The organism is Halomonas sp. FeN2, assembly GCF_020595105.1.
In the GTDB taxonomy this organism is placed as follows: domain Bacteria; phylum Pseudomonadota; class Gammaproteobacteria; order Pseudomonadales; family Halomonadaceae; genus Vreelandella; species Vreelandella neptunia.
Map to the genome: position 1 here is coordinate 3,498,242 of NZ_CP074200.1, position 21,598 is coordinate 3,519,839.

Consider the following 21,598-nt stretch of genomic DNA (forward strand, 5'->3'; position numbering starts at 1 on the left):
AGGGTTTAGCTAGTGCACGTCATCACACAGAAGCGTATTTGGGAAGCTATAAAAGCAAACCCGAATACTGCCACTGCCCTAGAAGCATGGTATCGGCTGATGAAGTCTAATGACCCAAAAGATTTCAATGCCATGAAAGCGCTATTCCCAGCCACTGATAAAGTGGGAAACTTTCACGTTTTTGACATAGGTGGCAACAAGCTGAGGTTAATCGCTGTTGTTCACTATCAGAGTAAAAAAGTATTTATCCGCCATATCCTTGATCACAAAGAGTATGAAAAGGGTAAGTGGAAAAAGGAGTGACCATGCACACACTCGTTGAGCAAGCGACGGAACACTGGGTTTATCTTGCCCCTCTTCTTAGCGATCCACATACCGAAGCTGAATACGATGCCCGGGTCGAGGCGCTTGATGAAATTCTTGATCTTGTCGGTGACGATGAGACACACCCACTTGCCGGCCTGGCGAATCGCTTGGGTGATATCATTGAGTCCTATGATGAAGTACATCGCCCGATGCCGGAGGTGTCTGGAAGTGAGGTACTTCGCTACCTTATGCAAGAGCATGGGATAGCGCAGAGCGAGCTACCTGAAGTTGGCGCTCAATCGGTGGTGTCTGAAGTTCTCAGTGGGCGCCGCAAGCTTAACTGGCGCCAAATCTGCGAGCTTTCGGAGCGGTTTGGCATCGCAACCGACTCGTTTAAAGAACCCAGGGAAAAGCTACGCGTTTTGACCTGATAAAGCCTTATGGCGCTGAGAGTACCTAGGTACAAGAAGTGACCGCTTTCTACATGACTTTCACTCTTTTTACTGTGCTTGGTAAGTATCATGGTGAGGAAAGAGAAGTTTACGGTGAAAGAGGGGGTGGCTAGATGCCTTTAAATATCGTGCAGCGTTTGATAACCGGCTGGGGCGTTACCTATGGCCCACCAGGCGATGGGCCTTTTCCAGCTGTCATGCTGCTGCATGGTTCTGAAGGCGCATGGGCGGGGTGGAGTCATCGTGACGCGATGCTATTCGCCGCCCATGGCTTCTTGGCGTTCCCTTATGGCTACTCAAGCGGCGGTAATGCCTGGAGCGCGGGGCATATTATCGATTACCCACTGGATCGCAGCGTAGAGGCATTTAAAGCCCTACGGGAATTCCAGTTCGCTGATGAGCGAGTAGGGCTCTATGGCATCTCACGCGGCGCCGAGCATGCATTATTGCTCGGCTCACTGATGGCAAGAGATAAGATCGAAGGTATGCCTGATGCCATCGCCGCCCATAGCCCGCCCGATGTGGTGTGCGGTGCCTTTGATGCACGTAGCTTTCGCGATGCGGGTGACCCGGGCTGGCAAGCCTGGGATGTCAGCAAACGCGCCTGGACATGGTGTGGTAGTCACGAAGACTTGCTGCCGACCACGCCGATAGAAATCGAACGCTACCCAGGGCCGCTACTGCTTTCCCATGGCACCAAAGACCGAATGTGGTCGGTGGAAATGACCAAACGTTTGGAAGCGCACCTGCTCGAGCATGGCCGCTCCCCGGAAGTGCACTACTACGAAGGTGAGGATCATATACCTAGCAGCTCAGGGCAGAATAAACATCATGAGCTGCTGCTAGACTTCTTTTCAAAACACCTTTAAATCCAGAGTTAATTGAACAAAGGTTCACTATTTTCCCATCCAAAAGCCCACCTTGGTAGCTGTAGGCATCACCTTTTAATGCTTCAGTTCTTCCTCTATCAGTGCTTGAGCCAAACGTTTCGCCCCTGCAAAGTCCGCTTTTCCAGAGCCAAGGTGAGGGATGGTCTCTACCGTAAACCAATGGCTGGGGATCATCATGGGTGGCGTACCGTTAGCGAGCATAGTGGCCTTAACAGTTTTGGCGTCTAACGCTGTTTCTGAGAGCAGCACAATGCGCTCACCTTTGCGGCTATCGGGAATATTCACCGCCATCAGTGCGGTGTCTATATCCTCCAGAGCCGCCTGAACCGCCGTTTCAACGACGCTGAGACTGATCATTTCACCGCCGATTTTGGCAAAGCGGGCGTAGCGGTCAATCAGGGTTAAGAAGCCGTCTTCATCGATAAAGCCTTTATCCCCCGTTATGTACCAGCGGTGGCCATCGATCACATGAAGCGCCTTGGCCGTGCGGTTGGGGTCATTGAGGTAGCCCTGCATTATCTGCGGGCCGCTAATCAATATCATGCCTGCCTCGCCGGTGGGCAGCTCTTCAAAGCTCTCCGGGTCGACGATTTTGAAGCTGGTGCCGGGCAGCGGCATACCGACGGTGCCTACCTTGCTGCCCCGCTGCACCTGCTGATAGTGAACGCCCATGGCGTCGGGCAGGTTCACTGAGGCGACTGGGGCGATTTCCGTGGCACCGTAGCCTTCATACACAGGCTTGTGGAATTTCAGCGCAAAGCTATTACGCACGTTTTCGTCGAGCTTTTCAGCCCCGGCAACCACCACCCTCAAGCTTTCCAGCATTAACGGATGCACTTTTGAGCTGCGCACAAACAGCCTTAAAAAGCTGGAGGTGCCGAACATGATAGTGGCTTTGTGCTTGGCAATAGCGCCTGCAATGCCGGGGGCATCGGTGGGGTCGGCGTGGCACACCAGCGGTAGCCCTTCAATTAGCGGTAGCAGCTGGGTGACCGTGAGGCCAAAGGCGTGGAACAGCGGTAGTGAACCCATTACTACGTCGTTGCTCTGAGTGTTGAGTACATCGGAGGTCTGCTTGATATTGGCCATCAGGTTGCGGTGACTGAGCATCACGCCCTTGGGTTCGCCTTCGCTTCCGCTGGAGAACAGGATGGCGGCAGTGGCATCGGCATCTTGGCCGTGGCAGAAGCAGCGCTGTAGTATCCAAGTCGGCAGTAGTCTTACCGCCAGCCAGGTACTCAAGCGCTCAGCGCGGCCAATCGTGGTTTGCAGGTTTTCTAAAAAGACCACCTGCTTCTCGCAAAGCAATCGGCTAACGTCGAGCCCGCGCTGCTCAAGCTTCTTCACAAAGCGCTGTGAGGTGAAGACGGTAGCGATTTCCGCCTGGGAAAGGGCAGAGGCAAGCGCCTCATGGTCGGCGGTGTAATTAAGATTCACCACCGTTTTGCCCGCCAGCAGCGTGGCCATATTGGCGATCACCCCGGCGCTGCTGGTAGGTAGCAGTAGGCCAACGTTCTGTCCTGGGTTGAGCTTGCGAAGTCGTTTTGCCATCAGCAGGCTGGCGGTGAGCGCTTGGCTTGCGTTGAGTGGGCGGCCCAGGGTATCGGCCAGGGCCAGATCGCTAGGGCGGCGCTTAACGCTCTGAATCCAGGCGTTAGGCAGGGTAGGTAGCTCGCCCATGGCCCGCTGCCAAGAGCGGGTAGCCTGCTCAAAAATACGCCGTTTAAGCACATCGGCAGAGGTGTCTTTGGGCAGCGGCTTGCCAAAAGCGACCACTACCGAGCGGTGGAATGGCGAATTGCGCAGCTCTTTAAGCTTGCTGGATGAGCGGGAGAACTGACTGCCCCACAGGCCACGTAGATAGAAAGGCACAATTTTGACATCTGGATTCGCCATTTCACAGGCGCGCTCGTAACCACGACGGAATTCGCCTAGTTGACCAGTGCGGCTGATCGCCCCTTCAGGAAAGATGCACACCACCTCGCCTGCATTGAGCTGTTCAGCGACATCGGCCAAGGCCTTTTCGGCACCGCTGCCGCGCTCGATGGGAATACAGCCCAAGGCTTTGAAGAACCAGCGCAGGTACCAACGCTGGTAAACCGATCTGAGCATTACAAAGCGCACTGGGCGGGGGCTGGCGATCTGGACCATGGCCCAATCCACCCAACTGATATGGTTGCCCAATAGCAGCACGCCGCCCTGGGCGGGCAGGTTCTGCAAGCCATGGACGTCTACACGGTAGCGGCGTGTCAGCAGGAAGCTCAACAGAAAGCGCACCAAGCTTTGGGGCAGCTTAACAATAGTGTAACCACCGCCCACCATGGCCACGGTAGCGATCAGTAGCAGCAGATAGTGGCTATTCACTCCCGCCAACGCGAATAGCGCCGTGAGCACCAAAAAGCCCATCATGGCGATGTTTTGAATCCAGTTATTAGCGGCCAGCACGGTGCCTAGTTCGTTGTCGGCGGCGTGAAACTGAATCAGCGCGTTAAGCGGCACAATGAAAAGCCCGCCCATTATGCCGATAAAAACAAAGTTCAGCGCCTGGCTTCCGGGCGTGGTTAACAGCGGCAAGCACCATAAACCCACAGCCACCCCACCGGCGCCAACGGGAATCAAGCCGGTTTCAATACGGTTGTGGGAAAGTTTGCTGGCGAATAGGGAACCCAGCGCAATCCCGATGCCGCTAGCGGCGAGAATACCCTGGAGCACTAAGGTGTTATCGATACTCAGGGCATCTTTGGCATATGCGGGAAAAGCCGCCAGCAGTACTTGGCCCACTGACCAAAAGGTGGCCAGGCCGATAATGGAGAGCCTGATGACGGGCTGGTGAGCGATAATCCGCAGATTGTCTTTTAGGGCAGTGCCCTTGATGTAGCGCTGCCAGGTCAGCGGTGTGTCTGACCGAGTGGTGTGATCAAGCGGAAGGCGGTAGAGCGCCACCACCTGGAGGGCACTATTGAGCACCAGCAGCCAGCCCAGAGGGGCTATTTGGCGCAACAGCTGCGCTGGGGTTTGATCGTCTGGTGAGACCCAGGTTTCAAATAGCGCGGTAAACGCCACGGTGCCTGCCAGAATGGCGCCAATCGTAACCGCCTGGATCAGCCCGTTGGCTTCCGCCAAATGCGGCTTGCCGAAGAGCCCTTTTACCAAGCCGTATTTGGCCGGTGAGTAAAAGGCCGATTGAATCGCCAGCAGTAGCGTCATGGAAAAGGCCAGCCAGAACCAGCCTTGGTAGTAGGCAGCGGTGATGCCCAGTGAGACCACGACGGCGGCCCAAGCCGATGTGCGCAGAATGCGCACCTTGGGGTAACTGTCAGCCACATGGCCTGCCGGGCTAAACAGTAAAATAAACGGCAGCAGGATAAGTCCGTTGACCAGTGCGGTGAGCACGACCTGTGCTTCGCCATCGTAACTTTTGAAGATCGTGTTCTGAATGACGATCTTGTGGCCTAGATCCACAAAGGCATTGAGGAAAATAGCGATCAAATAGGGCCAAGCGCCCTTCAAGTGCAGTAGTCGATGCATCGTTGTTTAGCCTTATTAATCCCTGGAAGTCGTAGCACTTTCTCTGTGAGGCTTACTGGTTGCAACTCATTTGCACAAAGTTGTGTCATGGGTGCTGTTTGGTATCATTATTTGCTACTTTTATATTGTCTGGTCTTTCATTTCACTGATGAGATTTCAATGTCCCAAGCCGATTCACTGATTGAAACGCTAAAGCGCCAGCTTCGCGCTCAGGGTAAAACCTATGCCGATGTCGCTCAGTGGCTGGCGTTGAGCGAAGCTTCCGTGAAGCGCCTGTTTGCTGAAAAACACTTTACGCTATCGCGGCTGGAGTGCATCTGTGATCAGCTGAATATCGAATTCGCCGAGCTGGTGCAGACCATGCAAGCGGACGAGCAGCGCTTGCAGGAGCTAACCCATGCCCAAGAGCAGAGTATTGTGGATGATCGTGAGCTGTTTCTGGTGGCTGTCTGCGTCATCAATGGCTATAGCTTCGACGAAATTCATCACCAGTACCAGCTAAGTGAAGCAGAGTGTATCCGGCAGTTACTGAAGCTTGAGCGGCTTAAGCTTATTGATCTACTCCCCGATAACCGGATCAGACGTCGGGTAGCCGCCAATTTCCGCTGGCGAGCGGACGGGCCAATCCAGCGTTTCTTTCAGCAGCATATCGCCAACGAATTTTTCCGCTCCCGTTTTGATAGTGACAGCGAAAAACTCATCGTCCTTAACGGGCTATTATCCCCTGCGGGAAATGCTGAATGGCAGCAGACCATGCAGCGCTTGGCAAAAGAGTTTCATGCGCTATGCGAACGAGAGAGCGGGCTACCCATTCATCAGCGGTTTGGCACGACCTCGGTGCTGGCGGTACGGCAGTGGCAGTATGGGCTGTTCCAAGGCTATAAGCGTGAGGGTTAAGTAAGAAGGTAGATGAAATAAAGGTTGAGACTGCCACCGCTATAGTGATGTATCACGAAAGCTGGCAGCTTCGTGTTCAAGCCACTCCGTGAATCTAGCTACCGCCGGTGGCGCTTCTCCATTACTAGGTAGAATCAGTTCGTAGGCGAATGGAGAAGCGAGTGGATATTGCTCCGCAAAAGGGCGTACCAGAACACCGCTCGCTAGCCGGTCAGCTACCAGAGGGTAGCTGGCGAGTACCACGCCTTGGCCGGCAATGGCCTGATCCAGAGCCAGGCTGTAAAGCGAGTATTGCCGCTGGTTGGGCATCTTGGTGAGCGCTACCCCGGCGCTTTTAAACCAATCACTCCAGCCTGGGATATGGTGGCCTGCGTGGCTGCACCATTCCACGGTGAGCAGCGTCTGTGCCAGCAAATCGTTGGGGGTTTGTATGCTTGCCTGCGCTAATAGGGAGGGCGAGCAAACCGGAAATAGCGTGTCTTCAAACAGACGCTGGCTGGTGACGCCGGGCCAAGGGCCCCGGCCGTAGCGAAGTGATAAGCGTGCCCTGTTGGGCAACCACAGCGGTGGCGTTAAGCGCGCCTCGGCATCCAGAGAGATTTCTATTTGCCGCTCATTAGCTTCAAAGCGGGGTAAGCGGGGGAGCAGCCAGAGTTGTAGAAAAGAGGGCGGTGCACTCAGTAGCAAGCGAAAAGCCTCTTCTGAGCGCTCGGTGACGTTCTGTATGCCGTTGGCGATACGCAAAAGGCCCGCTTGAACATCTTCAGCCAGTACCCGGCCTGCCTCGGTGGCAAAAACTCCATTGGCATGACGTTCAAAAAGTACCACGCCTAAGTGATCTTCCAACTGTTTGACCTGTCGGCTAACGGCGCCAGGCGTCACCCCGAGACGATAAGCGGCGGCTTTGAAGCTATTTTCGCGCACGGCCTCGGCAAACGCGCGCAGGGCATTCAGCGGTAGCCTTTCTATTCTCATAGCGTGAGTTTTCCTAAGCCTAGACCCGATAAGTAATCGTTTGTACGCACAGATGCTTACTGTTGCAATGGGCACCTATAGGTTATAGGAGCCCGCAATGAGTAATCAAAGAGTAGTCTCAAATCCCCATTCTGACTGCATAATTGGTCGTGCACAGCGAAAGACAGTGGACGCAACGGCAGCATCGCTGATGCTGCTATTTTGCCTAGTGTTGGGTTTTCAGCAAGTGGCCATTAAAGGTGTGGCTGAGGATATATCACCCATGGTACAGATGGCCCTGCGCTCCATTATGGCGGTTTGCCTGGTCGGCGGGCTGGCTTATTGGCGAGGCATTCGGTGGGCGGATGTGGGTCACCATTGGAGCCCTGGGTTACTGGTGGGCCTCGGGTTTGCTGCTGAGTTCGCTTTTATCGCCTGGGGGTTAACCTATACCTTGGCGTCCCACATGTCGGTGTTTCTGTATACTGCGCCTATCTTCGCTGCCCTGGGTTTACATCTTTGGGTACCTGGCGAGCAACTCTCCATTCGCCAGTGGTGGGGCGTCGGCTTGGCATTTCTGGGAATGGTGATTGCCATGGCGCCAAGCGGCGCCTATAGCATCGAGATTGTCATCGGTGATGCACTGGGCTTGCTCGCAGGTCTCTCATGGGCAGCCACGACCGTTGTGATCCGCAGAACATCGCTTTCCGAAGCGCCAGCAGAGCTCACTCTGAGCTATCAACTGAGTGTGACGGCGTTGTTGCTCCTGCCGGTGGCGGCTATATCCGGACAGCTAATGAGCGCGCAGTTTACCCCGATGGCGATAGCCAGCCTTGGCTTTCAGACGCTGATCATTTCGTTTGCTGCGCTGCTGTTATGGTTTACCTTGTTGCGCCGCTACCGCGCTTCGCAGTTAGGCGTGTTTTCTTTCTTGGCGCCGCTTTTCGGTATTCTGTTTGGTACACTGCTGCTCAATGAGCCGCTGAGCATTAATTTTGTAATCGGCGGTGGCGTTATTTTAGTTGGCATCATTCTGGTGACTCGCTAAACGCATGCACCCATCTATCTCTGCGAAGACACCGATATGAGCATTACCCCTTTTCAAGCACTGGCGTGCCCGCTAGACGGAAAACCACTCAGTTGGTCGGATAGCGTTTGGCGATGCTCTGATGGTCACAGCTTTGATATTGCTAAGCAGGGCTACGTTAATTTACTGCCGGTGCAGCAAAAACGTTCCCACGATCCGGGGGATAGCAAGGCGATGGTGGCCGCTCGCCAGCGTTTTCTTGGTGCTGGGCATTACCAAGCTATTGCGGAGGCGGTTAGTCATGCTGTGTTGGGCCATGCCGAGGTTCAAAAGGCAGCCAGCCAGCCTTTTAGCTGCCTGGATGCGGGCTGCGGTGAAGGTTACTACCTTCGCCAATTAGCTGATGCAGCGACTAACACGCATCCACTTTCGCTGATGGGGCTGGATATCTCTAAATGGGCGGTATTGGCCGCTGCAAAGCAAGACAATAAACAGGCACCGTTAAGTAGTTGGGTGGTGGGCAGTAATGCGCACTTGCCCGTGCAGACGGAAACGCTGGATTGCGTGCTGTGTATGTTTGGCTTTCCGGTATTAAGCGAGTTTGCCCGTGTGTTGAGAACCGGAGGCGTACTACTGCAGGTCGAGGCGGGGCCCAATCACTTGAGGGAGCTGCGGGAGGTTATCTATCCCACGTTAAAGCCTGAACGCTCGACTGAGATAGAGGTGCTGGAAGGCTTTACTCACCATAGCAGCGAGAGAGTAAGCTACTCGCTTGCGCTAAACGGCAGTGACGAAATTGCCGATCTGTTGGCGATGACGCCGCATCTTTACCGGGCCAGCGCTGAGGGGCGTGCACGCGCAGCGGCTCTTGAAATGTTGTCCGTAACGGTGGATGTGCGGCTGGTGATCTATACGAAAGTATAAGGGTTATTCGTCATCTGATGCGGATTTAAGATTAATCGGCCATTTTGTGTCTTATGGCTGTCAGCCTAATTGGTCGCGAGCTAAAGCTACCTCCCACAGGTCAACTATCAGTCTGGCAGAAATAATTTTATACTGAATGACGAATAGCCAATATAAAAGGGTAGTGTAAACGCCGTTTTAGTATGCTCCAAACGCAACAAGGCCCGCATAAGCGGGCCTTGTTATCCGAACCTCGAAAGGTTCGAGCAAATTCTTAAGCGCTATGTCTTAGAGACTTAGACTTAGGAAATTTGCTTGATGTTTGAAGCTTGAAGGCCTTTCTTACCCTGGGTAACGTCAAAAGAAACGTTAGCGCCTTCTTGCAGGGTTTTGAAGCCGTCTGCTTGAATTTCAGAGAAATGGGCAAACAGGTCATCGCCGCCGTCAGAAGGAGCAATAAAACCGAAGCCTTTAGTATCGTTGAACCACTTAACTGTGCCAGTAGACATAGTAAAAATCCTTTCGCGCAAAGCGCTTAGTAAAGTTCCTGGTATCACCCAGATTAATAGCGGATAAAACAAGGAATACAATTACAGGCTTGCCGAAAGATCTCGTACACGTCTATCTCGTACATTTCCAAATCTTTTTCGTACACTTCTGAAACCATGCTTGCTTGCTAACCAACTGACGCTACAGTGTCACGGATTGCTCGATGTGTCAAAGCCTTTCTGGATTATCTTGCCTATGGGGCAGTGAGAGCCTCTATTGCCAGCCCATTCTTCAGTACGCAGCTCTGCCCCGTCCCCTCCCTTAATCCTCTTGGTTAATCCGTGGACATATTCTGTTGGCGATATAACACCATTCCAGCGTGGTAAAGCACATCGTCAATGAATTCACCGTCAGCGGTAAAGCCGGTGTCGTCCCAGTATTCGATGTGGTTACCCGTCACTTTATAGCGCCCCTGATAAGCGCTTTCACGCTCGCCACGGGCTTCATCGTAGCGGTTGTTGGCTAGAAGCTCATGACGTATATAACCGTCTTTGGTTACCCACGTTCCAACATAAGGATGGTCTGCCATGGCGTCATTTCCTTCGTTTAGGATAGGTTGAGCAGAGGTGGTCGTTGGAAAAATAGTGATAATGCCTGCGACCACCAGGGCACGTTTCCAGTAAATGGGAAGCTTGTTTTCTTGCATGAATATCGCTCGCGCTAATGTTTACGTTCGGCCAAAAGCTCGCACAGCACCTGACGCGCAGTTAGTGACTCGCCGTAGGCCGTACGACGATATCGCTGGTATCTACGTCATCGGGCTGGTTGATGGCATGCGCAATGGCGGAGGCGATAGCCTCGGGCTTGAGTGTAATTTGGCGGAAAAGGTCGATTGCCTTGGCGGTTTCAGCATCGGTGATGGTATGAGCCAGCTCTGATTCCACTACCCCTGGGTAGACACAGGTCACGCGGATCTTGTCGGTTTCCTGGCGTAGCCCATCGGAAATAGCGCGCACCGCATATTTAGTGGCGCAGTAGACTGCTGCGGTGGGCATAACCGTGAGGCCACCGATGGAGGAGATGTTGATCACCTGGCCACTTTCCTGGGCCTGCATAGTAGGCAGAACAGCGGCGATACCATTGAGTACGCCGCGAATGTTGACATCGATCATGCGGTTCCACTCATCTACTTTGAGCGCTGCCAAAGGCGATAGGGGCATGACGCCCGCGTTGTTGACGATGACATCTATGCGGCCGTGGGTTTTGATCGCGAAATCCGCAAACGCCTGCATGTCTTTAAGGTCGGTGACATCCAGTGCCTGGAAATCCACGCTGCCGCCCTCTTCGCGAAGGGAGTGGGCCAATGCTTCCAACCGATCAGTTCGGCGTGCGCCAATAATCAAATGGTGCCCTTGACCTGCAAGCCAGCGAGCAGTGGCTTCACCGATGCCGCTGCTGGCACCGGTCAGTAAAACGACTTTGGAAGATGGGGTTGTTAAAGCAGTCATTGGATAATCCTCAGGGTGGTGGGTACCCAGAGAAGATTAGGCTGCTGCGGCTGGCATCTGTATAGGCAATCCTATTGCATGCTTGCCTAATCCTATTTGATTGTTAAAGGAGGGCGGCGAGACAAGCAACAAAGTATGTATATTGCTCTTATGGTGTTATTGGCTCTTATGGCGTTATTGGCTCTTAGGGATTGGTTGAGGTGCCGACACGTATTACCGAGGTGGTTAACATGATACTGAAGAGCGATTCTATGGTTTACAGCAATATCGCCGAATGCTTATACCAACTCGCACCACACGAAGGGTATACCCAGTCGCTATTGGACGGCGTACGCTTTATGCGCTCTAACCGCCCGCTCAAAAACACCTCTGTGCTCTACGAGCCGAGTATCGTCATCATCTGCCAAGGCCGAAAGCGTGGCTATTTGGGTGATGAGGTGTATATCTACGATGCACAGCGCTATTTGGTGTTATCTGTGCCCCTGCCGTTTACTTCGGAAACAGAAGCCAGCCCTGACAAGCCAATGCTGGGTATTGCTATCCGCCTGGATGCGTTGGTAATCGCCGAGTTGGTGACGATGTTGGAGGCGTCAGGCGAGTATGGGTTTGAGGCGCCGCGCGGCATGCTTTCAAGCCCGCTGGAAGAGCCGCTGGCAGATGCGACATTACGTTTACTGAGAGCCCTTTCTTCACCAACGGATGCGCATATTCTCGCCCCTTTTATCGTCAGGGAGATCTGCTACCGGGTATTGACGGGAGAGCAGGGCGGCAGTGTTCGAACAGCACTCTCCCATTATGGGCAATTTGGTAAAATTGCTAAAGCGCTCAACCGTATCCATGCTAACTATGCCGATGCGCTGGAAGTAGGCAGCCTGGCGAGTGAAGCCGGCATGAGTGCGCCCGCCTTTCACGTACACTTCAAGGCAATCACCCAGACCTCTCCTATCCAGTACATTAAATCCACCCGCTTGCACCATGCTCGGCTGTTAATGATACGTGATGGGTTAACGGCTGCCGCAGCCGCGAGCCGAGTGGGCTATGAAAGCCCCTCCCAGTTTAGTCGTGAATTCAAGCGCTTCTTTGGCCGCCCGCCAGCGGAGGAGGTACGCACCATGAAGGCAAGCCTTGATTTATTGCCACCTACTCACTTGGTGGATATCGCTGTGCCACACTAATAGAGTGTGATGGTTGCTTATCAAATTAGACCGACCAACTTCTTCAAATCTGTAGGGATGCAAATGACTCGTGTATGGAAGGCCTATGCTCAGGCATCGTTGATTTTACGCGTCACTGTTGCGCTAGTACTGGGCGTTATCGTCGGGCTGATTGGCGGTGAAACAGTCGCTGTTTGGCTAGCGCCGTTGGGTGACCTGCTGCTACGGCTGCTTACTTTTCTGATTGTCCCCATTGTGCTGTTTACGCTGATGGTAGGGGTGAATCAGTCCCGGGAGGGAAGCGCTGGCCGCGTAGGCGGCAAGGTGTTTGGCTATTACCTTACCTCTTCTGCGCTGGCGATCATGGTGGGCTTAGCGGTTGCCACGCTGTTTAGCCCTGGCAGCGGTATGACGTTGGATGAGAGCGCCAGTTTCTCGGTGCCCGAGAATCCCGGTGTTGTCGATACGCTGCTGAATATAGTGCCGGATAATATTATTGGTGCGTTTGCCGAACTCAACATGTTGGGCATTATTTTTACGGCGCTGGTGTTTGGCATCGCCCTGCTAAAAATGCGCCAGTCAGAGCGTCAGCATGCCATGGGGGAGCGTCTTTATGGGGTGATTGAAGCGCTAAACGAGGTCACTCTAAAAGTGATGTCGGGTGTATTGCACTACGTGCCTATCGGCGTGTTTGCGATTGTCGCCGAAACGGTGAGTCAGCAGGGGTTGGAAACGCTGCTCTCACTGGGCGATATGGTGGTTGTTCTGTATATCGCGCTGGCAACCCAACTGCTGATTTATTGCGTCATCATGCGGTTGTTTGGCGTGAAGCTGCGCACCTTCTTCCGCGAGGCCCGTACGCCGATGGCCACGGCGTTTGCCACCCAAAGTAGCTCGGGTACGTTACCGCTAACGATTAATGCTGCCCATCGCTTAGGAATTCCCAAAAGCATCTATGCTTTTAGTCTGCCGTTAGGGGCTACTTTAAATATGGATGGGGCGGCGATTCGTATCGCCATCTCGGCGGTGTTTGCCGCCAACGTGATTGGTGCACCGCTGGATTTCATCAGCATGGTGCAAATCGTGTTGATCGGCACACTAGTGTCGGTGGGCACGGCTGGGGTGCCGGGGGCGGGAATCATAATGATTGCCACGGTGTTTGCTCAAGTGGGCTTGCCAATTGAAACCGTCGCGTTGCTCACCGCTATCGATGCGCTGGTGGGAATGGGCTGTACGGCGCTGAACGTGACAGGCGACTTGGTCGGCACCTCTGTGATAGCCCGTAGTGAAGGCGAGGAGTTGCAAGAGGAGTTTGTCGAAGAAGCACCAGCGACGGTAAAGGGGTAAAAACAGTAGGGCCATTGACGACTAAAAGGAAAGCACATGTTGAATGATCGAGAACTCGCTTACTTAACGCGTGCCGTTGAGTTAGCCGAAGAAGCCCTTGAGGCGGGTGATGAACCTTTTGGTAGCGTACTGGTAAGTGCCGAAGGAGATATCTTGGCCGAAGACCGTAACCGCATTGCCGGTGGGGATTCTACTCAGCACCCGGAGTTCTTCCTGGCGCGCTGGGCTGCTCAGAATATGACGCCGGAGGCGCGAGTAAAGGCGACCGTTTACACTTCAGGCGAGCATTGCCCGATGTGTGCCGCTGCCCATGGCTGGGTAGGGCTAGGGCGAATTGTCTACGCCAGCTCGTCTGAACAGTTGGGTCGTTGGCTTGCAGATTTAGACGTGGCGCCTTCCCCAGTTGCGACCTTGCCTATTCAACAGATTGTGCCAGGGCTCAAGGTAGAAGGCCCGGTAGCTGAGCTGGATGAACGGGTTCACGCTTTACATAAACGGCGCCATGCCAGCCCTGCTTTAAAGGCCTAAAAAAGCCGCCTAAGCGTTAGCTTAGGCGGCGTCGTATTCGCTAAACCTAGTTATTGAAGCCTAGTTATTAAAATCCAGCTATTAAAACCTAGTGCTTCAATATCACATAAAACGCATGAATGATGCCCGGTACGAAGCCAAATAGCGTTAGAATAATATTCAGCCAGAAATGCCCTTTAAAACCGACCTCAAAAAATACGCCGAGTGGGGGAAGTATTACGGCAAAAATCATCTTGATTGGATCAGTCGCTGTAAACGCCATGAAGCCTCCTTTGCTTTCATTAGTGTAACTTGTACAAGTGTAGGCACGATCAACCTATTTATCCATGCCTTGGCGAACCCTTTGTGACTAGCCGAGTAGGCAATCGTTCAATTCCGCCATTTATTTCCGCTCTACGCTGTTTGGGAGGGACCCCGTGTTCATCAAAGTGCCGTTAAAAGTAACCACCACGTCTTTTTGCTTATTAAGCTGTCTTGGCGCAGGCCAAAGTTGGGCTCAAGAGAGTCCGGCGAGTGATAGCACAATGGCTACGCTGGAAGTGACAGCGCCACGCCTGTCGCGAGAGCTTTACGCCACGCCCGCTGCGGTTTCAGCGCTCGACCGTGAGGCGATTGCTCAGGGGCAGCAGCGCACGCGTCTGGATGAGGCGTTAGTGCGCGTGCCTGGCATGTTTTTACAGAACCGCGATAATTTCGCCCAAGGCCAGCGAATCTCTATTCGCGGTTTTGGCGCTCGGGCGCCGTTTGGCGTTCGCGGTATTACCGTCATGGTGGATGGCATTCCCTATACGCTACCCGATGGCCAAGCCCAGTTAGATGCCATTGATCTGGACAGCGCTGAGCGCATCGAAGTGATCCGCGGGCCCTCTTCGGTACTTTACGGCAACGCGGCGGGTGGGGTGATTGATATCACCACCGCCGATGGGCGCGATAACCCAGGCTCAAGCGTGCGCACCGAGGTGGGCAGCGATGGCTACCGTAAGGCAGTCGTACAAACCGGTGGAGCCCAGGGGGACTGGTCGCACCATGTCAGCTTCTCTGCTCTTAATGTGGATGGTTACCGGGAGCAGAGCTCTACAGAGAAATACCTGTTGAATGCCAAACTGCGCCGCGAATTAGGCAGCGATCGGGCGTTAACCGCGATTATCAACCTGCTTGAAAACCCCCGTTCCGAAGACCCCGGCGCGCTGAACGCCGGTGAAGTGGCCCGTGGCCGCGATCAAGCGGCGCCGAACTCATTAGCGTTGAATGCCGGACAGAACGTAGATCAGCAGCTTATCGGGCTACAGTACGAAGATCTGTCTGCCGGCCCTGGAGCGCTCTATTTAAAAGGCTTTGTTGCCCAGCGCGATTTTGAGCAGCAGCTACCCTATGTGGGCGATAGCCGTATCGGCTACCAGCGTGACTATCTGGGCGCGAGCGCTGAGTATCACCATGAAGTCAGCTTGGGCAGCCTGCCGCTGAGCTACATCACCGGTGTTGATGTGGCCCGCCAAGACGACGAGCGCTTTCGTAATGCGGTAAATGGCCAAGGTGTGGTCGGCGAGCAGTTGGCGGAAGAGACCCAGAGGGCAACCTCCGCCGGGGTATTTGCCCAGGGCGATTTAGCGCTGACTGAGCAGGTAACGCTCTCGCTTGGCGCGCGCTTCGATAGCGTGGAGTTAGAGGTAGACGATCGTTACCTGAGCGATGGTGATCAGAGCGGTGAACAAACCTTCAATGAGTGGAGCGGTTCAGCGGGGCTTAGCTACCGTTACCGCCCTCAGCACCAGGTCTACGTGAATACCGGTACGGCGTTTGAAACGCCGACGTTCTCAGAGTTTGCCAATCCAGTGGGGGGCGGTTTCAACCCGTCCGTGTCGCCGCAAAAAGCCTGGAACCGTGAAGTTGGCACGCGTGGCTACATTGCACCGCTTGCCATGGACTACGATTTAACGCTGTTTTCGGTACGCGTGCGTGACGAGCTGGTGCCTTATGATGACGGCGGTCGCACCTTCTACCAAAACGCAGGCGACACCGACCGCGACGGCATTGAGCTGGCGCTGGGTTGGCAGCTTGCTGACCAGTGGCGGTTGGATAGTGCCCTGACGCTGGCAAGCTACGAGTTTGATCGATTTACTACACCGTCAGAGAGTTTTGGCGGTAACCGCATACCTGGCTTACCCGAGCAGACCTGGGTCAATCAGCTAACTTGGCAGGGCCTGGATGAGCGCTTTGCCACGCTGGAGACCCAGTACGTAGGCGATATGGTGGCGGACAACGCCAATGAGACAGAAGTCGATAGCTATTGGCTGGTGAACCTGCGGGTGGGTGATGGTTGGCAGTTGGGAAGCGATACGCGGCTAAATGCGTATGTGGGCGTGCGCAATCTCTTCGATGAAGAACACTACGCTAACGTACGCTTGAACGGCACCTTTGGCCGTTTCTACGAACCTGCGCCGGATCGCAGTGTTTATGGTGGCGTAGAAGTTAGTTTCTAAGACTTTAAAACTGGCTCTTAGTCACTCAATGTTGAATTAACTCCACTAGGCGGAAAACTAAACCTGTGGGAGGGAGCTTCAGCTCGCGAAGGGTGCCGCAGGCACCCCTTAGACTAAGCGGGCGGGCTATGAGCTCAAATATTCGCGAGCTGAAGCTCCCTCCCACAATACAGCGCATCCACTGAGGGTTGTTCTAGCGGCTCAGACATCCAGCGTCCAGATGTAGAACGGGCGGCGCTCTTGCTTGAGGCCGCCCGTTTTTCGTTACGTTAGTGGTGTGCTGGCGCTATTATTCTTCCGGTAGCGCGTAACCAATCACGTAATCGCCCATCTTGGTACCAAAGGTGCCGTGGCCCCCCGCCGTGACGACCACATACTGGCGGCCATCCTGGCCTGTATAGGTCATCGGCGTGGCTTGGCCACCTGCTGGCAGGCGCGCTTTATACAGCTCCTCGCCGGTAGTGATGTCGTAACCACGCAGGTACTGATCCAGGGTGCCGCTTAAGAACGACACCCCGCCAGCAGTCGTCAGCGGGCCGCCTAGCGCAGGAACGCCGACGTTCAAGCCAATCGGTAGATCAAACGGCATGCTGTCACGGGTAGTGCCATTGCGGTGCTTCCATACCACCTCGGCACTTTGCAGGTCAATACCGGCTACATCGCCCCAGGAGGGCGCTTGGCAGGGCAGGCCAAGTACTGATAGTAGTGGGCCAAGCTCAACAGCATAGGGGGCGCCTTCATTGGCTTGGAGTCCTTGTTCGCTGGCCGAGCCCTGGCCCTCTTCTACTTCTTCACGAGGGATTAGCGTGGATACAAACGCTAAATATTTAGCGCCGGTGAAGAGTGCTTGGCGTTCGGGATCAACGGCGACACCGCCCCAGTTCATCACGCCCACATTACCCGGATAAACAATGCTGCCTTCCAACGAAGGCGGAGTGTACTGGCCTTCATAGCGCAAAGAGTTGAACTGAATGCGGCACATCATTTGATCAAACGGCGAGGCGCCCCACATGTCGCGCTCGGTGAGCGGCGGTGGCAGCAGGTTAAGCGCTGAACGCGGCTGAGTCTCGGCTGTCCAGTCGCCTTCCACGGCGCCCTGAGGTGCAGGCACCTCTTCAATGGGCACAATCGGCTCACCGGTTTCGCGGTTCAGTACATAGAGGCTGCCCTGCTTGGTCGGCTGAATAACCGCGGGCTGGGTGCCATCACTCGTGGCTAGGTCAATCAGTATCGGTTGCGCAGGTGAGTCCATATCCCAGAGGTCGTGGTGTACGAACTGGTAAACCCACTCAACCTGACCATCTTCCAGGTTGAGTGCCACTAGACCCGCGCTGTAGGTTTCATCGTTCTCGGTGCGGTCAGCGCCATACTGGTCAGGCGTGGCGTTGCCCATCGGCAGGTAAACCATACCCAGTTCTTCATCAACGCTGATCGGTGCCCAGACATTAGGAGAGCCGCGGGTGTAGGTTTCGCCTTCTGGTAACGGGTCGGTGTTGTCAGGATTGCCGCTATCCCAGTTCCACACCAGCTCGCCGGTATGCACATCAAAGGCACGAATAACGCCTGAGGGCTCGTCAATGGAGCTGTTGTCGGTGACATGGCCACCCAGAATGACCAGATTTTCGGTTACCGTCGCAGGGGAAGTGGAGTAGTAACCGCCAGGTGAGAAATCGCCAATATTGTTGGTGAGATCAATTTCGCCGTTATTGCCAAAGTTGGCACACCGCTCACCCGTATCCGCATTTAGCGCAATCAAGCGGGCATCTGCCGTGGGCAGGTAGAGCCTGCGTGGGCACATGACGTCGGTCTCGCTGAGCATGGATTGCTGCGGGGCGCCGTTGTCTTCTTCGGCACCGAGCAGTAGTGACAAGAAGGAGAGATCCAGGCTGAAAATATCGCTGTCATCGAAGATATCGAAAGAGAGTGCGGTAGCACTACTCGGCGCAGCGTCGCTGTTCGCCGCTTGGTCGTTAGGTGTGCTCTCAGCAGCTGAATAACTGGCCGCATCGTAATAGGCGAGGCCACGGCAGGTCATGTGCGCCCAGCCGGAGAAGTCATCTGCACCCATGGTGCTGATTTCAGGGTCAAACGCCCACAGGGTTTCGCCGGTTTCAGGGGAGAGAGACATCGCCCGACTGTGAGAGGTACAGATATACAGGCTGTCGTTCACTTTTAACGGGGTATTCTGGTTGGTGATCTCCGGGGGCGCATTCGGGCCCGCCTCATCACCGGTTTGAATGCGCCATACCTCTTCAAGCTCGCCGATGTTGTCCGGCGTGATCTGATCGAGCGAGGAGTAGTGGGTGCCCGCGTTGGTGCCGCCATAGGCAGGCCAGTCATCGCCCGCCACTTGGGCTGGGTTAACGCTATCGGCCGTTGATTGGTTATTAGTGGCTAGCGAGCCTTCGATAGTGCCGGGATCGTTAAACTGGCTGGCAATGGCCACGATAACGGCGGCAGCAATGCTGCCAACAAGCGCCAGGCTGCCGCCTTTTGAACGTAGTGGCTTACGCCACCAGGGCAGGAGCAGCAGAATACCTATTAAACAGAGAATGGCAACACGGGGTACTAACTGCCACCAGTCGAGACCCACCTCCCACAGCGCCCACATTAATGTGGCAAAAAGAATCAGCGCGTAGAGCCACAGAGCGGCGCCTTTGCGCAGGGCAAATAGAACGCCGCAGGCAATAATACTAAGCCCGGCAATTAAGTAGTAGGCGCTGCCGCCTACGCTAACGAGCTTGCTGCCGCCAAAAGCAAGTACCAAGCCGATAATAGATAGTAGCAGGCCAACGATAATCGCTGGCCATTTACTGTGATCGCGCGTGCTTTCTTCCATGAGATGTCCCCTAGTGAAGCGTACTTAATACGTTAATGCATGCCGCTTAAACCCTAAATTCCAGCAATAAGTGCCAAGCGACGAACCCACAACGCGCTTTAACCCATCGGCGGCGCCGATGGGTTAAAACACACCGCTATTATGAATGATTTTAATAATCAATTCGCTATTGGTCTAACGATTTGATGTTTTTTCTAAGGTGGGCACCCTACCGCCATATCGTTGACGTTGCGGTAGGGTTGGCTCGAAGACGTGAGGGTTATAGCTTGACCAGCATTTTACCGGTATTGCCTCCGTCAAACAGGGCCAGGAAGGCATCGGGCGTACTCTCAAGGCCTTCTTTCACTGTCTCTTTATATACCAGCTTACCTTCCGCTACCTGAGGGGCTACTTCGTTCAGGAAATAGGGATAGCTAGACCAGTGGTCAGCCACAATAAAGCCCTGCATTTTGGCTTTGCGCACGACCAGCTGAGCGAGATTGCTCGGGCCGGGAGTGGGTTCTTTTGCATTGTAGCTATCGATCATGCCGCATACAGCAATCCGCGCGCCTTCATTAAGCTGGCTCAATGCCGCTTCCAAGCAGATGCCACCAACGTTTTCGTAATACACATCGATGCCATTGGGGCTGGCAAGCTTAATGGCGTCGCTTAATTCCTGTGCGGTGCGGTCGCGATAGCTAACCGGTTCAACCCCCAATGACTCAAGCCAGGCCAGCTTATGCGCAGCACCGGCAATACCGACCACATGGCAGCCCTTGGCTTTGGCCAACTGCACTGCCAGAGAGCCTACAGCACCGCTAGCCGCGCTAACCAACACATTGTCACCTGGTTTGCATTCGGCAATCAGGTTTAGGCCAGTCCAGGCAGTCATGCCGGGCATGCCCAGTACACCCAGGTAAGCTTGCTCGGGAACGTCGATATCGGGTAATGCCGTGACGCCCTTTGCAGGTAGTTGGGCAATATCCCGCCAACCGCCCATATGACTGACTTTATCGCCCACTTTTAGGCTTGAATCATTGGACTCGATTACCTCGCCAATGGCGCCACCTTCCATTGGCTTGCCGAGCTCAAACGGCTCCACGTAGGTGCGAATGCCGCTCATGCGGCCGCGCATATAGGGGTCGACGGAAAGCCAGCGGTTACGAATACGTACTTCACCTTCGGCTAGGTCGGGTAGGGTTTGTGTTTCCAGCTTAAAGAGCGCGCGGTCGGGTAGGCCGTTGGGATAATCGGTAAGCGTATAAAATTGTGACTGCATTGGTGTGCCTCCTGCGAATACTTAGCGTGTATCGAACTCCTTGCAGCATAGAGACCATTAGCCTGCTTGCAAGTTCGTTAATGTGGTTATTCGTCATCTAATGTGGATTTAATATTAATCGACCATTTTGAGTCTCATAATTCTGATTGTAACCACTAAGCCAACTATCTGTTGTGGGAGGGCGCTTCAGCGCGCGAAGTGTGCCGTAGGCACCCCGGTATTATCGGATTGGAAGCATAAGCAATCGCGAGCTGAAGCTCCCTCCCACGGGGGCAGTTATCAGTTTGGCAGCCTAAACGGTCACGAGCTTAAGCTACCTCCCACAGGTCAACTGTCAGACTGTCAGAAATAATTCCATACCGAATGACGAAGAGCCGTTAATGTATTGGGAAGTAGCCACATAAAGAAACAGGGCGACCATTGCTGGCCGCCCTGTCTGTTGACTGCTTTGAGATAACGGTGCTTCGTGTGCTGTCGCATTGATTAGGCTAAGGGGTATCACACAATAATCAAGGATGTGTTATCCGTTAATCCAACAGCGTTACCATCACTGGAGCTGTACCGCGGCGAATCATGCCAAGCTTCGCTGCCGCGCGTTTAGATAAATCAATAATGCGTCCTTGAATGAAAGGGCCGCGGTCATTGATCAGTACTTCTACCTCTTGCCCCGTGTCCGGGCGAGTCACCAACACCTTGGTTCCAAACGGCAAACTCGGGTGGGCGGCGGTCAGCGCCTGTTGGTCAAAGGGCTCTCCACTGGCAGTGGGCGCTCCTTGAAAGCGGTCACTGTAAAAAGATGCGACGCCTTCCTGTGTTTCTGTTTCGTGTGCAAAAGCACTATTGGCAGCGCTACTCGCTATTACCGCTGCCAAACATATCGTTCGGATCAGTCGTTTTTGGGCTCCCATAGGAGTACCTCGGTTTTGCGTGTTACGAATCTCGCACTCTGATGAGGTGCCTGATAGGCTTGTCGATACTACCCTTGTCGCAACGAGTCAGCAAGCTTTGAGAAGATCGATGCAAATAGGTTCAATTTCA

General features: G+C 54.2%; 19 protein-coding genes. 10 read left to right on the top strand and 9 right to left on the bottom strand.

What is annotated here, in order from left to right; translation table 11 throughout:
- Nucleotides 1–12 precede the first annotated feature (12 nt).
- From KF947_RS16210 to KF947_RS16220, 3 genes are all read left to right on the top strand, one after another.
- Entirely contained in the window at nt 13–303 is a 291-nt protein-coding gene (locus KF947_RS16210) for a type II toxin-antitoxin system HigB family toxin (protein ID WP_227404478.1), read from the top strand.
- Between the two features lie 2 nt (nt 304–305).
- Nucleotides 306–737, top strand: a complete 432-nt coding sequence (locus tag KF947_RS16215; RefSeq protein WP_133733087.1) for a helix-turn-helix domain-containing protein — start codon at nt 306–308, stop codon at nt 735–737.
- 134 nt (nt 738–871) lie between these two features.
- On the top strand, nt 872–1,627 hold the full coding sequence (locus KF947_RS16220; protein ID WP_133733088.1) for an alpha/beta hydrolase family protein: 756 nt from the start codon (nt 872–874) through the stop codon (nt 1,625–1,627).
- Between the two features lie 75 nt (nt 1,628–1,702).
- Here KF947_RS16220 and KF947_RS16225 read toward each other — a convergent pair whose 3' ends face one another.
- Nucleotides 1,703–5,176 carry an acyl-[ACP]--phospholipid O-acyltransferase gene (locus KF947_RS16225; protein ID WP_227404479.1) on the bottom strand — a complete coding sequence of 1,158 codons (3,474 nt, stop codon included), beginning with the start codon at nt 5,174–5,176 and terminating at the stop codon, nt 1,703–1,705.
- A gap of 159 nt (nt 5,177–5,335) precedes the next feature.
- On the opposite strand from KF947_RS16225, the gene KF947_RS16230 reads away from it, so the two are divergent.
- Nucleotides 5,336–6,073, top strand: coding sequence for a helix-turn-helix domain-containing protein (locus tag KF947_RS16230; RefSeq protein ID WP_223287857.1), 738 nt, complete (start codon nt 5,336–5,338; stop codon nt 6,071–6,073).
- Between the two features lie 39 nt (nt 6,074–6,112).
- Here KF947_RS16230 and KF947_RS16235 read toward each other — a convergent pair whose 3' ends face one another.
- A complete protein-coding gene (locus tag KF947_RS16235) occupies nt 6,113–7,048 on the bottom strand; it encodes a LysR substrate-binding domain-containing protein (protein ID WP_133732993.1) in 936 nt (311 codons plus the stop codon).
- A 97-nt stretch (nt 7,049–7,145) separates the two neighbouring features.
- Here KF947_RS16235 and KF947_RS16240 point away from each other — a divergent pair, with 97 nt between their 5' ends.
- The gene (locus KF947_RS16240; RefSeq protein ID WP_227404480.1) at nt 7,146–8,075 is read left to right on the top strand and encodes a DMT family transporter; all 930 of its coding nucleotides are present in this window, start codon (nt 7,146–7,148) and stop codon (nt 8,073–8,075) included.
- Nucleotides 8,076–8,111: 36 nt separating this feature from the next.
- Complete coding sequence (locus KF947_RS16245; RefSeq protein WP_227404481.1) at nt 8,112–8,978, top strand: putative RNA methyltransferase; 867 nt, start codon at nt 8,112–8,114, stop codon at nt 8,976–8,978.
- Between the two features lie 281 nt (nt 8,979–9,259).
- Here the strand turns inward: KF947_RS16245 and KF947_RS16250 are convergent, their stop codons facing one another.
- From KF947_RS16250 to KF947_RS16260, 3 genes are all read right to left on the bottom strand, one after another.
- Entirely contained in the window at nt 9,260–9,466 is a 207-nt protein-coding gene (locus KF947_RS16250; RefSeq protein ID WP_007111402.1) for a cold-shock protein, read from the bottom strand.
- Between the two features lie 314 nt (nt 9,467–9,780).
- The gene (locus tag KF947_RS16255; protein ID WP_133732990.1) at nt 9,781–10,152 is read right to left on the bottom strand and encodes an Atu4866 domain-containing protein; all 372 of its coding nucleotides are present in this window, start codon (nt 10,150–10,152) and stop codon (nt 9,781–9,783) included.
- 61 nt (nt 10,153–10,213) lie between these two features.
- Nucleotides 10,214–10,954 carry an SDR family oxidoreductase gene (locus KF947_RS16260; protein WP_227404482.1) on the bottom strand — a complete coding sequence of 247 codons (741 nt, stop codon included), beginning with the start codon at nt 10,952–10,954 and terminating at the stop codon, nt 10,214–10,216.
- 200 nt (nt 10,955–11,154) lie between these two features.
- Between KF947_RS16260 and KF947_RS16265 the strand changes: the two genes are divergently transcribed.
- The 3 genes from KF947_RS16265 to KF947_RS16275 all read left to right on the top strand — a co-directional run bounded on the left by KF947_RS16265 (nt 11,155) and on the right by KF947_RS16275 (nt 13,983).
- Entirely contained in the window at nt 11,155–12,129 is a 975-nt protein-coding gene (locus tag KF947_RS16265) for an AraC family transcriptional regulator (protein WP_227404483.1), read from the top strand.
- Between the two features lie 63 nt (nt 12,130–12,192).
- On the top strand, nt 12,193–13,455 hold the full coding sequence (locus KF947_RS16270; RefSeq protein ID WP_227404484.1) for a dicarboxylate/amino acid:cation symporter: 1,263 nt from the start codon (nt 12,193–12,195) through the stop codon (nt 13,453–13,455).
- A gap of 36 nt (nt 13,456–13,491) precedes the next feature.
- Entirely contained in the window at nt 13,492–13,983 is a 492-nt protein-coding gene (locus tag KF947_RS16275) for a nucleoside deaminase (protein ID WP_227404485.1), read from the top strand.
- 88 nt (nt 13,984–14,071) lie between these two features.
- Here KF947_RS16275 and KF947_RS16280 read toward each other — a convergent pair whose 3' ends face one another.
- Nucleotides 14,072–14,245 (bottom strand): YqaE/Pmp3 family membrane protein, encoded by a 174-nt coding sequence (locus KF947_RS16280; RefSeq protein WP_009722289.1) that lies wholly within the window; start codon nt 14,243–14,245, stop codon nt 14,072–14,074.
- Between the two features lie 262 nt (nt 14,246–14,507).
- Between KF947_RS16280 and KF947_RS16285 the strand changes: the two genes are divergently transcribed.
- On the top strand, nt 14,508–16,463 hold the full coding sequence (locus KF947_RS16285) for a TonB-dependent receptor family protein (protein WP_227404486.1): 1,956 nt from the start codon (nt 14,508–14,510) through the stop codon (nt 16,461–16,463).
- A gap of 289 nt (nt 16,464–16,752) precedes the next feature.
- Here the strand turns inward: KF947_RS16285 and KF947_RS16290 are convergent, their stop codons facing one another.
- From KF947_RS16290 to KF947_RS16300, 3 genes are all read right to left on the bottom strand, one after another.
- Nucleotides 16,753–19,302: a glucose/quinate/shikimate family membrane-bound PQQ-dependent dehydrogenase gene (locus KF947_RS16290; RefSeq protein ID WP_227404487.1), complete on the bottom strand. Its 2,550-nt coding sequence runs from the start codon at nt 19,300–19,302 to the stop codon at nt 16,753–16,755.
- Nucleotides 19,303–19,561: 259 nt separating this feature from the next.
- Nucleotides 19,562–20,560, bottom strand: a complete 999-nt coding sequence (locus KF947_RS16295) for an NADP-dependent oxidoreductase (protein WP_227404488.1) — start codon at nt 20,558–20,560, stop codon at nt 19,562–19,564.
- Between the two features lie 527 nt (nt 20,561–21,087).
- Entirely contained in the window at nt 21,088–21,468 is a 381-nt protein-coding gene (locus tag KF947_RS16300; RefSeq protein ID WP_133732982.1) for a septal ring lytic transglycosylase RlpA family protein, read from the bottom strand.
- Nucleotides 21,469–21,598: the final 130 nt, after the last annotated feature.

Coding starts and splice junctions, on each gene's coding strand:
- KF947_RS16215 (WP_133733087.1), top strand. CDS start 306: ATGCACACACTCGTTGAGCAAGCGACGGAACACTGGGTTTATCTTGCC.
- KF947_RS16300 (WP_133732982.1), bottom strand. CDS start 21,468: ATGGGAGCCCAAAAACGACTGATCCGAACGATATGTTTGGCAGCGGTA.
- KF947_RS16220 (WP_133733088.1), top strand. CDS start 872: ATGCCTTTAAATATCGTGCAGCGTTTGATAACCGGCTGGGGCGTTACC.
- KF947_RS16280 (WP_009722289.1), bottom strand. CDS start 14,245: ATGGCGTTTACAGCGACTGATCCAATCAAGATGATTTTTGCCGTAATA.
- KF947_RS16275 (WP_227404485.1), top strand. CDS start 13,492: ATGTTGAATGATCGAGAACTCGCTTACTTAACGCGTGCCGTTGAGTTA.
- KF947_RS16235 (WP_133732993.1), bottom strand. CDS start 7,048: ATGAGAATAGAAAGGCTACCGCTGAATGCCCTGCGCGCGTTTGCCGAG.
- KF947_RS16295 (WP_227404488.1), bottom strand. CDS start 20,560: ATGCAGTCACAATTTTATACGCTTACCGATTATCCCAACGGCCTACCC.
- KF947_RS16270 (WP_227404484.1), top strand. CDS start 12,193: ATGACTCGTGTATGGAAGGCCTATGCTCAGGCATCGTTGATTTTACGC.
- KF947_RS16285 (WP_227404486.1), top strand. CDS start 14,508: ATGGCTACGCTGGAAGTGACAGCGCCACGCCTGTCGCGAGAGCTTTAC.
- KF947_RS16225 (WP_227404479.1), bottom strand. CDS start 5,176: ATGCATCGACTACTGCACTTGAAGGGCGCTTGGCCCTATTTGATCGCT.
- KF947_RS16250 (WP_007111402.1), bottom strand. CDS start 9,466: ATGTCTACTGGCACAGTTAAGTGGTTCAACGATACTAAAGGCTTCGGT.
- KF947_RS16240 (WP_227404480.1), top strand. CDS start 7,146: ATGAGTAATCAAAGAGTAGTCTCAAATCCCCATTCTGACTGCATAATT.
- KF947_RS16245 (WP_227404481.1), top strand. CDS start 8,112: ATGAGCATTACCCCTTTTCAAGCACTGGCGTGCCCGCTAGACGGAAAA.
- KF947_RS16230 (WP_223287857.1), top strand. CDS start 5,336: ATGTCCCAAGCCGATTCACTGATTGAAACGCTAAAGCGCCAGCTTCGC.
- KF947_RS16260 (WP_227404482.1), bottom strand. CDS start 10,954: ATGACTGCTTTAACAACCCCATCTTCCAAAGTCGTTTTACTGACCGGT.
- KF947_RS16255 (WP_133732990.1), bottom strand. CDS start 10,152: ATGCAAGAAAACAAGCTTCCCATTTACTGGAAACGTGCCCTGGTGGTC.
- KF947_RS16290 (WP_227404487.1), bottom strand. CDS start 19,302: ATGGAAGAAAGCACGCGCGATCACAGTAAATGGCCAGCGATTATCGTT.